The sequence below is a fragment of the Streptomyces sp. NPDC048182 genome, assembly GCF_043202555.1.
Lineage (GTDB): Bacteria > Actinomycetota > Actinomycetes > Streptomycetales > Streptomycetaceae > Streptomyces.
Genome location: NZ_JBIDAQ010000003.1, coordinates 85,083 through 98,583 on the forward strand (window position 1 = coordinate 85,083; position 13,501 = coordinate 98,583).

General features: G+C 69.6%; 16 protein-coding genes and 1 pseudogene. 6 read left to right on the forward strand and 11 right to left on the reverse strand.

The annotated features are described in order from the left end of the window. Positions 1–15: 15 nt before the first annotated feature. The 11 genes and pseudogenes from ACGFZL_RS06360 to ACGFZL_RS06410 all read right to left on the reverse strand — a co-directional run bounded on the left by ACGFZL_RS06360 (position 16) and on the right by ACGFZL_RS06410 (position 7,874). On the reverse strand, positions 16–1,266 hold the full coding sequence (locus ACGFZL_RS06360; RefSeq protein WP_393689776.1) for an enoyl-CoA hydratase/isomerase family protein: 1,251 nt from the start codon (positions 1,264–1,266) through the stop codon (positions 16–18). Positions 1,267–1,268: 2 nt separating this feature from the next. Continuing rightward, a complete protein-coding gene (locus tag ACGFZL_RS06365) occupies positions 1,269–1,571 on the reverse strand; it encodes a hypothetical protein (RefSeq protein ID WP_393689778.1) in 303 nt (100 codons plus the stop codon). Between the two features lie 121 nt (positions 1,572–1,692). Further along, entirely contained in the window at positions 1,693–2,088 is a 396-nt protein-coding gene (locus ACGFZL_RS06370) for a hypothetical protein (RefSeq protein ID WP_393689780.1), read from the reverse strand. Continuing rightward, on the reverse strand, positions 2,027–2,710 hold the full coding sequence (locus ACGFZL_RS06375; RefSeq protein ID WP_393689782.1) for a hypothetical protein: 684 nt from the start codon (positions 2,708–2,710) through the stop codon (positions 2,027–2,029). The genes ACGFZL_RS06370 and ACGFZL_RS06375 overlap by 62 nt, the downstream gene beginning before the upstream one ends. A gap of 74 nt (positions 2,711–2,784) precedes the next feature. Continuing rightward, a complete protein-coding gene (locus ACGFZL_RS06380; protein ID WP_393689784.1) occupies positions 2,785–3,300 on the reverse strand; it encodes a hypothetical protein in 516 nt (171 codons plus the stop codon). A 246-nt stretch (positions 3,301–3,546) separates the two neighbouring features. Next, positions 3,547–4,596 (reverse strand): hypothetical protein, encoded by a 1,050-nt coding sequence (locus tag ACGFZL_RS06385; protein WP_393689786.1) that lies wholly within the window; start codon positions 4,594–4,596, stop codon positions 3,547–3,549. A gap of 32 nt (positions 4,597–4,628) precedes the next feature. Continuing rightward, on the reverse strand, positions 4,629–5,288 hold the full coding sequence (locus ACGFZL_RS06390) for a hypothetical protein (RefSeq protein ID WP_393689788.1): 660 nt from the start codon (positions 5,286–5,288) through the stop codon (positions 4,629–4,631). Between the two features lie 148 nt (positions 5,289–5,436). Continuing rightward, complete coding sequence (locus ACGFZL_RS06395; RefSeq protein WP_393689790.1) at positions 5,437–6,009, reverse strand: hypothetical protein; 573 nt, start codon at positions 6,007–6,009, stop codon at positions 5,437–5,439. A 21-nt stretch (positions 6,010–6,030) separates the two neighbouring features. Next, positions 6,031–6,720 carry a hypothetical protein gene (locus ACGFZL_RS06400; protein WP_393689792.1) on the reverse strand — a complete coding sequence of 230 codons (690 nt, stop codon included), beginning with the start codon at positions 6,718–6,720 and terminating at the stop codon, positions 6,031–6,033. Positions 6,721–6,784: 64 nt separating this feature from the next. Further along, positions 6,785–7,027, reverse strand: a pseudogene (locus ACGFZL_RS06405) (hypothetical protein); the annotation flags it as partial. Between the two features lie 154 nt (positions 7,028–7,181). Then, the gene (locus tag ACGFZL_RS06410; protein ID WP_393689794.1) at positions 7,182–7,874 is read right to left on the reverse strand and encodes a hypothetical protein; all 693 of its coding nucleotides are present in this window, start codon (positions 7,872–7,874) and stop codon (positions 7,182–7,184) included. Between the two features lie 441 nt (positions 7,875–8,315). Between ACGFZL_RS06410 and ACGFZL_RS06415 the strand changes: the two genes are divergently transcribed. The 6 genes from ACGFZL_RS06415 to ACGFZL_RS06440 are packed head-to-tail and all read left to right on the forward strand — an operon-like array spanning position 8,316 to position 13,420. Beyond that, positions 8,316–9,023, forward strand: a complete 708-nt coding sequence (locus tag ACGFZL_RS06415) for a hypothetical protein (RefSeq protein WP_393689796.1) — start codon at positions 8,316–8,318, stop codon at positions 9,021–9,023. A gap of 13 nt (positions 9,024–9,036) precedes the next feature. Further along, the gene (locus tag ACGFZL_RS06420) at positions 9,037–9,882 is read left to right on the forward strand and encodes a hypothetical protein (protein WP_355167383.1); all 846 of its coding nucleotides are present in this window, start codon (positions 9,037–9,039) and stop codon (positions 9,880–9,882) included. Continuing rightward, positions 9,879–11,186 (forward strand): CpaF family protein, encoded by a 1,308-nt coding sequence (locus ACGFZL_RS06425; protein ID WP_393689799.1) that lies wholly within the window; start codon positions 9,879–9,881, stop codon positions 11,184–11,186. Before ACGFZL_RS06420 ends, ACGFZL_RS06425 begins: the two co-directional genes overlap by 4 nt. Before the next feature lie 58 nt (positions 11,187–11,244). After that, a complete protein-coding gene (locus tag ACGFZL_RS06430) occupies positions 11,245–12,204 on the forward strand; it encodes a type II secretion system F family protein (RefSeq protein ID WP_393690183.1) in 960 nt (319 codons plus the stop codon). Next, positions 12,201–13,121 carry a type II secretion system F family protein gene (locus tag ACGFZL_RS06435; protein ID WP_393689801.1) on the forward strand — a complete coding sequence of 307 codons (921 nt, stop codon included), beginning with the start codon at positions 12,201–12,203 and terminating at the stop codon, positions 13,119–13,121. The genes ACGFZL_RS06430 and ACGFZL_RS06435 overlap by 4 nt, the downstream gene beginning before the upstream one ends. A gap of 47 nt (positions 13,122–13,168) precedes the next feature. Further along, positions 13,169–13,420, forward strand: coding sequence for a hypothetical protein (locus ACGFZL_RS06440; protein WP_355167389.1), 252 nt, complete (start codon positions 13,169–13,171; stop codon positions 13,418–13,420). Positions 13,421–13,501: the final 81 nt, after the last annotated feature.

Here is a 13,501-nt window from a genome sequence, read left to right on the forward strand (position 1 = left end):
GTCCCGTTTCCTTGGTCAGTCGCTGGAAAACGCCTGGCCCAAGTGTGTGGCGACCTTCGGGGTGATCTTCAAGCCGCCGTCAATGGCCCTTCCGAGTCCACTGATCGGATCCACACCCCCCTTCGGGAGCAGATTGATGCCCTTGGTGCCCAACCACTGGCCATCGTGATATCCGGCGCTCACCAACCCTCCCATGCGAGACATCAGGCCGCTTGAGGAGTGTGTGACTTCGTAAGTGTGCTCGGATATGCCCCCGATTTTCACCAATCCGGCCTTTCCGAGCCCGCCGGTCAGGCCCCGCGAAGTCTTGCCGAAGGACAAGAGGACGCGTGAACTACCCAGTTCAGTGGCTTGAAAGCCCTTACCCAGTAGGCCTGCTTTGGCCGTTGCCGCCCTGCTTGCCGCCTCAGCGGTCTCGCCGGTCACCTTCACACCCTTGCCGAACATGCCGATTCCGGGCACCAGCCCCAGGGCGTCCGTGCCGAGCGTCATCCAGCCCACGTCGGCTCCCGCGCCCTTGGCGATACCGTGTGCCGCCAGGGCCAACCCGCTGCCGATCAGTGCCGCAGTGCCGAAAATGGCGGCCAGTGGAGGGAAGGGCAGGGTGGCGATGGCCAGCATGCCCAGGACCGCGGTGACGTCACTCAGCACATCGCCGATCGCCTTGATCAGGTCGGCGTGCTCCTTGAGCCAGTCGCCGGTGGCGTCCCAGGCGTCCGCTATGCCTTTGCCGAGCTTGTCCCAGAAGCCGGGCTCGTCGGGGGCGATGTCCGCGGCCTTGTCCAGCTCCTTGCTGACCTTGCGGGCGGCCTCCCGATACCGTTCCTCCAGGTCGTGCACTTTCTGGATGACGCCGTCGACGGCGCTGGACGTCTCCGCGAGGTCCTTGCTGCCCTTGCTCCCCGCCTTGCCCTTCGCCTCTTCGCGGGCGTCCAGTTTCTCGCCGGCTGTCTTCTCCAGCCGGTTCGCCTCTTCCTGGAAACCCTCCAGATCACCGGCCCAGCGGTGGAGAGCGCGTGCGGCCTTGTCGAAGGAATCGTGGCTCTTGCGAATGAGCGGCGCGACGTCCTGGCCGATGTACTCGGAGAAGGCGACCGCGGTCTTGCCCTTCCAGGCACCGCACTCGATGCGCTCGAGTTCCGTGACGGCCGTACCCAGCTCGCTCGCCAGGCTCCCCAGCTTCTTCGCGAGTTCTCTGGTGTCCTGTACGTCCCCCGGCGTCGGGTCCCAACCTATGTGGGGGAAGGCGGGTCGGGTACCGGCCACGTCTACTTGCCCTTCTTCTTGGCCGTCTTGAGTGACTCGGCCAGATCCTGGTCCAGCTTGTCGAACGTGTCGCCGATGGTGTCGATCATCTTGACCGCACCGTGCGTGTGCTTGCCGAGCTGCTTGATGCCGTAGCCCCAGTCGTCGGCGAAGTCCTGGACGTCCTCGATCAGCTTGCTCTCGCCCACCACGGACGCGTCCGTACCGCGCAGACTGCGGCGCGTGTCCTCCATGCGGTCGCTGATGGTGGAGAACGTCTTGCGGAGGTGGGCGAACACGGTGTCGTCGAGGCTCAGGTCACTCACGAGAACTCCGTTTGTTGGGGGCCGGGGAGGGGCCTTGACCGGCGGGTGAACCGCTCGCGCTCTGTTCGAGGGCTCACTGTATCCACCGCTCGGCGGGCGAGCCGACAGAGGCTCTCGGTGTTCACCGCGTGCTTGTCCCGGACACGTCGAGTTCTTCGGCATCGGCATGGAAGGTGGCGGCGAACGGGTACGGGCCGTAGTGCGGGTAGAACTCCGGCAGGTCGGCTCCGTGCTTGGCGGCGGTGTGCGCGATGTGCCGGTAAGCCGCGGCTCGGGCACGCACCTTCTGGCGGGGCCGGTTGCCCCAGTGCCGCGTCAGGGTGATCGCGTAGAGCAGGGCGATAAGGACTAGCGCGGCGCCACAGGCTCCGTAATACAGCGTCTGTGACTTCGTCGACTCCCAGTACTGGACGTTTCCGCCCCAGTAGAGGAAGAGCGCGACGATGATGGACTCCTCAGCGGCGGAAAGCCTTGTCGGAGCGGCTCGATGGCGCCGGATGTGCGCGCAGCAGCGCATAGGCGAAGGCGAGCCGACGGTCGAGCCATGCGGCCCTGATGAGGAACCTACCGTCGCCGCTGGAGGTCATCACGAGTTCCTCTCCCGATCTCCACTCCAGCGTCCGGGATCTGGCCGGTTGGTCGCCGCCCTCCGCGCCCAGGTCGGCGGCGGTCTGGGCGACGCCGCTGAGGAGCTTGCCGATGCCGTGGGTGACGATCGGCGAGGGCCCGTCCTCGGCCCATTCCGCGCTGCTCCTGATCTCCGGTCGGCCCGGTTGTTCGAGCCGCCAGGTCGGGCGCAGCGCGTGCTTGAGGGCGGCGAGGCGGTGGATCGTGCCGAGCGGTCGGCCCTGAGCGTCGAGCACGCCGTACTGCCGTACGCCGCCGCTGCTGCTCGGGTCGCTCACCGAGCACAGGAGCCGTTGTCCCTCCGGGTCCTCGTAGAGGCATTTGGCCGGGGCCTTGGGTGGGAGGTCCCGGGGGAGGAAGGCGCACGGTGCGTTGACGCGCCGGGCGCCCGCGCCGTACGGGACCCTGACGGCGCGGGCGCCGGGCACGGCTCGCCGGCGGCGGTGGGTGACGGGGAGTTCCACGTCGCTGACGGCGAACTCCCACGCGTCGGCCCACGGGACGACGGGCACGGGGGGTTCGTCGACGCGCCTGTCTCTGCCGAACACTGCGCTGACTCCACTTCTCCGGTCGCTGGTCGCCGGCCTCAGCGATCGCCCACGAGCGCGAACGCGAGCCGGCGGTCCAGCCGGCCCGCTCGTACGGTGACCTGCTTGCTGCCCTCCGACGTCATCACCACTTTGTTCTCGGCCCGCCACTCGAGCGCACGCGGCTGGGCGGGCTGGTCGCCGCCCTCCGCCCCCAGGTCGCCGATCGCGGTGAGGACGCCGCCGAGCAGTGATCCGATGGCGCGGCCGGCGATCTCCGTGGCGTCTCCGCTGACCCATTCGTTGCGGCCCACGATGTCCGGACGGCCTGGTTGCTCAAGGCGCCAGGTGTGCCTGAGGAGGCGGTGTCGCGGCGGGACCCGGACGAGAGTCCCGAGGGTCTGCCCCTGCGCGTCGCGCACCACGTGGTGCCGCTCCCCGTCGGCTTCGACGGGAGGCAGCACGTGGCACAGCGGGTGGCGGAGGGCGGCGTCCTCGTACAGCGTGTGCCCGGGGAGGGACGGCAGGCCGGGGGGATGGGTGTCGGCGGTTCCCACGTAGGCGCAGGGTGCCATGACGCGCATGTCCTTCGGGGCGCCACCCGGACCGCGCGCTGTCCGAAGGCGGGGCGCTTGCGTTTGACGGTCGCCGGGCGTTCCACGGAGGAGATGACGAACGTCTGGACCTCCGCCCAGCCGACCGGTACGACCGGGGGCTCCGGCGTCTTGTTCCTTCCGAATGCGATGTCCGCCTCCTCGGGCTCCGCTACGCGCTCGTGCGCGTCAGCCGGACGGCCTGTTCCGTCGTCGCCGACACCCGGCTCAGCGGTTGACGGACTGGATTTCCTGCACGGTGACGGCCTGGGTGGTGCCGAACGTGCCGTCGGGCAGGTCGCCGCCCGCGCCGCCGGTGCCGGTCCAGGCGATGTCCCAGGTGATCGTGGCCCGGAGGGGGTAGGTGCCGGCGCCGGAGGAGCGGAGGTAGGTGATGCCGCAGGGTGGGGTCTGGTCGGCCTTGCCCTTGGCGTACGGCTCGCCGATGGAGTCGTCGGCGTTGATGGTGCAGGCGCCGGAGGCCGGGTGGGTCTGCGCGTCCGGTGTGCCCGGCTCCAGCTTCAATGACGTCGGCTTTGCGGTGGTCGTCGCGGAGAGGGCGAGACCGGGGGCGTTGATGGACGCCGTGGCCTCGACCTCGTCGAAGACGGTTTTGTCGAGCCAGGCCCAGGTCGGCAGGTTGACCTTGGTGGCCTGCTGCGGGGCGAGGGTGACCTCGGTGTCGGGAAGCTGCATGTGCTGGTAGGCGAGGCCGGCGAGGATCTCGGGGCTGATGGCCTGCTCGTACCGGGGCGGCGGGGCCTCGCCGTTGGGGACCCAGAAGGGGAGGTCGGTGCAGGAGCTGCGCTTGAGGACGTCGGGCTCGTCGGGGTTCTCGACGCTGGCCCAGAACATGCCCTCGCCGTCCTTGTCGACGTTGTAGTCCTTGTAGCCGGGGGTGTCCGTCCAGCCGTACTCGTCCTCGTAGTGGCGCTGCGTCTCGTTGATCGCCGCGCCGGCGTGGCCGGTCATGCCCGGGGTGTTCGCGGCGTCGTCCAGGTTCTTCGACATCTCCGCCTTGAAGTCCTTGGCGCCGAGGTAGGGGGCGTACCAGCAGGGCGGGGGAGTCCAGTTGACGTCGGAGGACGTCACGTTGCCGGGGCGGCCCTGGGGGGCTACGGAGCCAGTGTACTGGATGTGGGCGCCGGCGTAGATGCCGGTCTTGTCGGCGCCGCCGGTTTGTTTGGTGCCGACACCCTGGCGGTCCCCGGGCTCCTCCGTCGAGTGCGCTGGCTCCGTCAGGGCGATGAGGCCGCAACCCAGAGTCAGGGTGGCCATGCTGACGCTGAGTGCCCTGCGTAGTGTTGAGTTCACTGGCACTGCTCGGCCTTCGACTCCAGGAACACTTTGGACGCCTGCCAAAGGTCCTTGCTTGTGGGGTACTTGACCATGATGAGTTCGAAGCGTTCGTAATCCGCTTTGCTGGGAGTGCTCTTCAGGACCTTTCCGCTCTTGATCTCCTTCGAGTAGAACTTGCTGGTGTCCACGCAGAAGCTGACCTCTACGGAGTTTCCGTTCGGCGCGGACCGCGTGGTGGCCTGGTAGTGGCGTCTCGTGCCGGTCGCCGTCCAGCCGCCGTCGATCCGGCTTTGGATCTGTGTCGTGGCGTAGTGCAACCCTTCACCGGTGGAGTAGGCGGCGACAGCGGCGTCCTTGGTGGTGCGTTTGTCGACGCCCCGGTAGATGGCCCGGAAGAAGTTCGCGGCGTCGTCCATGGCCGCCGCCTCGTTCTTGTTCTGCGGCTTCTTCCAGTCGAAGACCAGGTTCATGTCCTTCGGCACGGACACGTCCACGCCGTCCGGGTTGTTCGCGGCCGGTGTGCCAGAGGGCTCCGCCGACTTCGTAGGCGTCGGCGTGCCCTGGTCAGCGCCGGCGATCTTGTCGTTCTTGTCGCCGGCCTCGTCGCCCCCACCCCCGCAAGCCGTCAGGAACAGGGTCGCGGCGGCGGCGAATGCGGCTGCGACAGGCATGGAGCGGCGTTTCAAGGTGGGCTCCCAGGTAGTGAGAGGTGTGTCGAGTGCACTGAAGATATCGATGGTGTTCTCGGTGTCGCCAGGGCGAACAGTCTGAGGCAGGGAGGAACGGTGGTTTCCGGCCTGGTTCGGTGACCTGATCGGGTCAGTCCACGGGCGTCTCGTTGGAGGAGAGGAGAAGCCTGTTCAGGGCGTCCGAGACGGCTCCTGAGGGCGTCAACTCCTGCGTGTCGACGCCCTCGAAGACAATGGCGAGTGCCAGGTCGATGCCGTCGGCGTCACCAGTGGCGGTACCGAAGGCGCTCATGCCTTTGCCGTAGGGGCTCTTGCCGTGGGTGATCACGACCTGGACACCCGGGCGGCTGAGCACGGATCCTCTCTCGAACCCCCTGACCACGTACTCGTAGGTCCGCTCGGCGTACTGCAGGTGCAGGGCGCGCGAGGAGCTTCGGAAGGCTCTGCTGTTGAACATCATGCTGACGGGTTCGCCGTCGACAGAGAGGCGGGCGTTCGTCAGGGTGGCGCGACCGGGGCCGATCGTCCTGTACAAGACCTCGGGCACTCGCTCGCCGTGCAGACGCACCTCGTAGTGAGGCCCCGACCTCCGAACCGCTCCTTTCCGGCGCTCAACCGTGTAAGTCACCTCGCCGAATTCGCCCACGATGCCCGTGCGTCCGTGAACCTTCTGCTGCCGATACGCCCCGAGTACGAACTGCATGCGGTCCACCTTCTGCGCCGTTCAGCGGCACTTCGCCGCTTTCTCCTCGACGAACACCTTGGATGCCTGCCACAGGCCCTTCCCAGTGGGGTGCTTGACCATAATGATCTTAAAGTGGTCATAGTCCGCAATACTGGGAGTGCTCTTCAGCAGCTTTCCGGTCTTGGCCTTTCTCCCGTAGAACTTGCTGGAGTCCACGCAGAGGCTGACCTCCACGCAGAGGCTGACCTCCACGGAGTTGCCGTTCGGCGCGGACCGAGTGGTGGCCTGGTGGTGGCGTCTCGTGCCGGTCGCTGTCCAACCGCCGTCGATCCGGCTTTGGATCTGCGTGTCCGCGTAGTGCAAGCCTTCACCGGTGGAGTAGGCGGTGACGGCGGCGTCCTTGGTGGTGCGTTTGGCGACGCCCCGGTAGATGGCCCGGAAGAAGTTCGCGGCGTCGTCCATGGCCGCGGCCTCGTTCTTGTCCTTCGGCGTCTTCCAGTCGAAGACCAGGTTCATGTCCTTGGGCAGGGACACGTCCACGCCGTCCGGGTTGTCCGTGGCCGGTGTGCCGGAGGACTCCGTCGGCTTCGTGGGCGTCGGCGTGCGCTGGTAGGCGCCGGGGACCTTGTCGTTGTCGGCGGATGCGTCGCCTCCGCTCCCGCAGGCGGACAGGGCCAGGATCACTGCTGCGGCGGACACGGCAGCAACTGGCAAAGTGCGGCGCTTCAAAGGGTGTTCCCCGTGAGACGAGAGTCGAGTCAAGCGTTCTGACGATATCGACGGTGATCTCGGTTCACCAGAGCGAACAGTCCGGGGGAGGAGGAAGCGACGACTTCCGGCCTGCCTCGCCGAACTGGGTGGATCGGTCCACGGGCTGCGGATTCGGGTTGCCCGTGCCGGTCCAGGTGATCTTCCAGGTCACCGTGGACTGGAGGCCGTAGGTGCCGCCGCCCGAGGAGCGGAGGTACCTCACGCCGCAGGGCGGAGTCTGCTCGGCCCTGCCCTTCGCGTACGGCTCTCCGATGGAATCGTCGGCGCCGCCGCCGCTCTCGCCGCCGACCTCGGTCTTCTCGCCGTTCGAGCCGTCAGGCGTCCCCACGCGGCGAGAGCGGTGCCGGGAGTCCCGGCGATGAGGCCGATGGTCATGCACGCTGCGAGCCATCGGCGGGGGCGGCCCCGCCGGGCCGCTGTCAGCGCGCGCACTTCTTGCTGCCCCGTTCCGAAGCCAGCTTCGTCGTCTGCCAGACTCCGTCGCTGCTCTTCTCCAGACGCGTGCTGTACAGCACGTAGGACTGTTCGGACGGGGGTGTCCGGTCGACCTTCTGCGTCTTCCGGTTCTTGTTGTAGGCCTTGCTCTCGTCTGCGCAGTACGCGACGCCCGCGGTGCCCTTGTCGAACACGCTGACGTCCGGGGCGAAGTAGCTGACCGTTCCGGAGTACGTGAGGTCGGCGTCCACGATGCCCTTCACCCAGTCCTGGCTCCCTGCGAGAGCCGTGCCGGACTGATAGAACGCGAGGGCCGGCGACTTGGGATCGCCCTGCGCGACGGCGTACGTCACCGCGGTCTGTGCATGGCCGGCATCCGTCAGGACGGCGTCCTTTGCGGCGTCACCGGTCCGCCAGCCCGAGAAGACCTCCTTGACGTCGTCCGGCAGCGTCATGGTGGGTCGCGCGACGGCCGCGGCCGTCCGGCCGGAGGAAGCGGTGGCGGTGGGCCCGGCCGAATCGGCGCCGGCGATCTTGTCGTTGTCGTCCGAGTTCTCGGCTTCGCTGCTACATGCCGTCAGCACAAGAGCCGTCACCGCGGCGAGTGCCAGGGCGGCGGGCAGAGGACGGCGCTTCACAGTGAACTCCCCGTGGTTCGGATGTCCGGTCGAGAGCACGGACAGTATCCACATGGTCGCCAGCCCGCTACGGCGAGATGCGTCACTCGGCCGGAGAAGTCGGCCTGGACGAACCTCTCCTATGTGAGTGAATGGTGCGGGCATCGTGCGCGCCCCGTGACGAGGAGTTCCGTGCTGGCCCTCCCGCACGGTCGCGGGGAATTCGCAACCGCACAGTTGAGTCGATCCGCCGTGCCCTCTTCGTCAAAGGGGCGCCGACGGTGCGACATTGCGGATGCGTAACGGTGTCGGCGTGGCGATGCGTGAGGCCGGTCTCGTCTTGAGGGGCTTATGTGCGGCTGATACGGTGCCATGGCTTGACACTCCCCCCAGCGCTGGCTACCCGGTCCACCCGGGCAGGGCCCGCCGGTGGAGTGTCCGATCGTGCGGTCCACGCCGCGCACTTGCAGGCAATGTCTTGGACGTACGGGGAGCGGTTGCGTGAAGATCCAGGAGCGTACGGGGGCGGGCGCGGGACGTTCCGCGGCTCCGGGTCAGGCGCCGGTCGGTGACCGGCTTCCGAGTCCTCCTCGCGAGCGCAAACCCGCGCTGGCCGCGCTGGCCGTGCTGCTGATCCTGGTGGGCGCGCTCGGGGCGACGATGCTCGTCCTGCGGGTCGGGGACCGGGTGGAGGTCATCCAGCTGACCGGTGACGTCAGGGCCGGTGACTCCATCACCAAGAACAACATCAAGTCCGTCATGGTGAACGACGACTCCGGCGCCTCCTTCGTGCCCTGGTCGCAGCGCGAGGGCCTGATGAAGCTGAAGGCCAGGTCGTCGCTCTACAGCGGCACGGTCCTCGTCGGCCAGATGTTCGCCGGCAAGCAGCAGCTCCCCGCCGGCAAGGCCACCGTCGGCCTCGCCCTCAAGGAGGGCCAGTACTACGCGGACATCAAGGCCGGCGACGCCGTCACCGCCTACCGCGTCGGAACCAACGCCTCCAGCACCCCCGACAAGTCGACCTCCCCCTCCTCCGGCGGAGCCCTGGTCGACAACGCCCGCGTCGAGCGCGTGGCGGAGGACAGCGACGCCACCGTCAGCACCGGCAGCAAGTCCGTCACCCTCCTCGTCGACGAGGCCGCCTCCGCCGCCCTCGCCTCCGCCGCCTCCGCCGGCGAGGTCGCCCTCGTGCGCGTCCCCGGCGAGTAGGCAGCGACCAGCCATGGCCCTCATCGCCCTCGCCGCCGACAAGGGGTCGCCCGGCGTCACCACCGCGGCCGTCGCCCTCGCGGCGGTCTGGCCGCGCCGCGTGCTGCTCGCCGAGGCCGACCCGGCCGGCGGCGACCTGGTGTACCGGTCCGCCGCCGCGCACGGCGGGCCCCTGAACCCCAACACAGGCATGCTCTCGATAGCCGCCACCGCGCGGCGCGGGCTCGTGCCTGATCAACTCTGGGACCACGTGCAGCCGTTGAGCGGTGGGCTCGACGTCCTCGTCGGGCTCGGGATCGCCGAGCAGGCCGCCGGGCTCGCCGGGCTCTGGCCCACCCTCGGCCGGGCCTTCGCCACGCTCGCCGACTCCCCGGACGCCCCCGCCGACGTCATCGCCGACTGCGGACGGATCAGCGGCGACACCCCCGCCGTGGAGCTGTTCCCGCACGCCTCCCTCGTCCTGCTGGTCTCCCGCACCGAACCCGAGGCCATCGCCCGCGTCCGCGACCGCGCCGCCGCCCTCACCAACCGCCTGCACGGCGGCCCCCGCGGAGCCGCGAGCCTCGGCACGCCGCTGATCGGCGTCGTCCTCGTCGCCGAGTCCGGCAGCGCGGCCAAGCTCGCCGGCCAGGTCAACGACATGCTGGTGCACGCCCAGACCGGCGCCCGCGTGGTCGGCACCCTCGCCGACGACCCGGCCGGCGCCGAGCAGTTGGCGGGACGCCGCCGCGGCCGGCTGGAGAAGTCGCTGCTCATCCGCTCGGCCCGCAAGGTCGCCTCCGACCTGCACCAGCAGTTCGGCGCCGCCTGGACGGCACCCCCGCAGGCCCACGGGCACGCCGCCGGAGCCGGGCGATGACCGCAGTCGACCACCAGTTGGTCAAGCGGTTCCGGCAGGAGGCCGGCGACCGCATCGCCGAGCAGCGGCGCCAGGACCAGGTCAGCGGCGTCACCCCGATGTCGACGGAGGACGAGCGGCAGTACGCCCGCGCCGTCATCGCGCAGATCCTCGAGGAGTACGCCCGCGCCGACATCAACGCCGGCCGTACCCCGCTGGACGCGGAGACGGAGGAGCAGTACGCCGCCGCCGTGCACGCCGCGCTCTTCGGCGTGGGGCGGCTGCAACCGCTGCTGGACGACCCCGAGGTCGAGAACATCGACATCAACGGATGCGACCAGGTCTTCGTCGGGTACGCCGACGGACGCGAGACGCGCGCCGAGCCGGTCGCCGAGACCGACGAGGAGCTCATCGAGCTGATCCAGATCCTCGGCGCCTACTCGGGCCTGTCCTCCCGCCCCTTCGACTCCGCCAACCCCCAGCTCGACCTGCGCCTGCCCGACGGCTCCCGCCTCTCCGCGGTCATGGACGTCACCAGACGCCCCGCGCTCTCCATCCGCCGCGCCCGCATGGGCAAGGTCTTCATCTCCGACCTGGTCGGCAACGGCACCCTCACCCCGGAACTCGGCCACTTCCTGGCCTGCGCGGTCCGCGCCCGCAAGAACGTCATGATCGCCGGCGCCACCAACGCCGGCAAGACCACCCTGCTGCGGGCCCTCGCCAACGAGATACCCCCGCACGAACGCCTCATCACCGTCGAACGCGCCCTCGAGCTCGGCCTCGACACCTTCGCCGAACTCCACCCGAACGTCGTCGCGTTCGAGGAGCGGCTGCCCAACTCCGAGGGCCAGGGCACCATCAGCATGGCGGAACTGGTCCGCCGCTCGCTGCGCATGAACCCCTCGCGCGTCATCGTCGGCGAGGTGCTCGGCGACGAGATCGTGACGATGCTCAACGCGATGTCCCAGGGCAACGACGGCTCGCTTTCCACGATCCACGCCAACAGCTCGCACGAGGTCTTCAACCGCATCTCCACCTACGCCCTCCAGGCCGCCGAGCGCCTCCCCATCGAGGCCAGCCAGATGCTGGTGGCCGGCGCCGTCAACTTCGTCGTCTTCATCCAGCGGCGCAACGCCTTCCAGAGCGGCGGCCGGCTCCAGCGCTCGGTCACCTCGGTCCGCGAGGTCAACGGCGTCGACGGACGGGTGCTGTCCAGCGAGGTGTTCGCCGAGACCCCCGACGGCCGGATCGTCCCGCACGCCCCCATCGCCTGCCTGGAGGAACTGATCGCGCACGGCTACCGTCCCAATGGAACGTGGGGGTGACCCGGTGAAGAACCCAAGCCGGCACGCGCAGCTCGCCGCGCTCGACTCGCTCGGCTCCATGGGCGGCCTCTTCTCCACCACCGTCCTCTACTCCATCGCCTGCGGCATCGCCGTGGGCGGTGGCCTCGCGCTGCTCCTCGTCGCCGTACGCGGCCTGCCCGCCAAGCCGGACCACGAGAAGCAGAAGGCCGGCGAGCGGGCGAACGAGCTGATCCGCTTCGTCGGCCGGCGCGGCTCGCTCGCCGCCCTGGTCGGCCTCGCCGTGCTCCTCCTCACCCGCTGGGCGGTCCTCGGCATCGCGGCCGGCATCCTCGTCTTCTTCTGGGACCGCCTCTTCGGCGGCGCCGCCGAGGAACGCGCCGCCATGCGCCGCGTGGAGGCCCTCGCCTCCTGGACGGAGTCGCTGCGGGACACCATCGCCGGCGCGGTCGGCCTGGAGCAGGCCATCCCGGCCTCGGCCCGCGCCGCCGCGCCCGTGCTCCGCCCCCACCTGGACGCCCTCGTCGACCGGCTGCGCTCGCGCACGCCGCTGCCCGACGGGCTCCAGCACCTCGCCGACGAGATCGACGACGCGTCAGCGGACATCATCGTCGCGGCGCTCATCCTCAACGCCCGCCTGCGCGGCCCGGGTTTGCGCCAAGTCCTCGGCGCGCTCGCCAAGTCGGCGCGCGAGGAGGTCGACATGCGCCAACGCGTGATGGCGCAGCGCGCATCGACCCGGCGCTCGGTGCAGATCGTCGTCGCCGTCTCGGTGCTCTTCGTCCTCGGACTCTCCGTCTTCAACCGGGACTTCGTGGAGCCGTACGGCTCACCCGTCGGCCAGCTCGTCCTGGCCCTGGTGTGCGGCCTGTTCGCGCTGGGCTTCTGGTGGCTGCGCAAGCTCTCCACCATCGAGACGCCCGAGCGCTTCCTCGTACGGGACGGCTCCGACGTCCAGTTCGTCCGCCCCCGCACCCCCGGTCAGCCCGGTCAGCAGGGGGCACAGCACCAGCCCCAGGAGGAGGGAGTACGCCGATGAGCCTGACGATGCCCGTCCTGGTCGGCGCGGTCCTCGGCCTGGGCGTCTACGCCCTGATCCGCGCCCTCATGCCCAGCAGGCGCAGCGCGCTCCAGCAGGTCGCGCGGATCGACGCGATGCGGGCGCGCGGGACGGCGTACGAGTCGCCCGGCGCCGCCAAGGACTCCGGCCGCCTCGGCTCGCTGCGCGCCCAGGTCGGCGCCCGCGTCGCCGACGTCTACCTCCAGCAGGGCTGGGAGCAGCGCTCGCTGCGCGCGGACCTGGCGGTGCTCGGCCGCAGTTGGGAGAGCTTCCTCGCGACCAAGGTGCTCCTTGGCGCGGCCGGGCTGTTCTTCGGCCCGTTCCTCTTCGCCATCGTCCTCGCCCTCGGGTTCAACCGCAGCCCGCTCATCCCGGTCTGGCTGGCCCTGGCCTGCGCGCTCGTCTTCTTCTTCCTGCCCGACCTGGAGGTCCGCCGGGACGCCGCCGACAAGCGGCGCGACCTGCGGCGCGTGATCGGGGCGTACCTGGACCTGGTCTCCATGAGCCTGGCCGGCGGGCGCGGCCTGCCCGAGGCGCTGATGGCGGCGGCCGAGGTCTCCGACGGCTGGGCGACGCAGCGCATCCGCAGCGCCCTCGCCGACGCGCGCATCACCGGCGTCAGCCAGTGGCAGGCCCTGGGCCAGCTCGGTGAGGACCTGGGCGTGGAGGAGCTGAAGGACCTGTCGGCCTCGCTCGCGCTGGTCGCGGACGACGGGGCGAAGGTCCGCGAGTCCCTCGCGTCCCGCGCGGAGACCATGCGGCACCGCGAGCTGTCCGAGATCGAGGGCAGCGCGGGCGAGAAGTCCCAGTCGATGCTCGTCGCGCAGCTGCTGCTGTGCGCGGGGTTCCTGGTGTTCCTGATCTATCCGGCGGCGATGCGGGTGTTCCAGGTGTGACTCAGCCGATACGAACGCCCAGTACCGACACGAAAGGACAACTCACCATGAACGAGCGCAACTTCACCACCGGCATTCCGGCCGTCGACTTCCTGGTCACCTTCCTCCAGGGGCGTGTCGCGCGCGCCCGCTCCGGTGAACTGGACCGCGGCGCCTCGGCCGTCGAGTGGGTCATCATCTCGGCGGTCGTCGTGGCGATCGTCGGCGTGGTCGCCGCCATCATCAACGCCGCCCTCAAGGGCGGCGCCACCAAGGTCGGCGACTGCATCGAGGGCGCGGACGCGGACGGCACCTGCTGACCGGTCGGATACGTACGGGGGTGTCAGTGGTGCGCGCACTGCGGGAGTGGACGCGCCGTCGGCTGGAAGCGGCCGCCACGC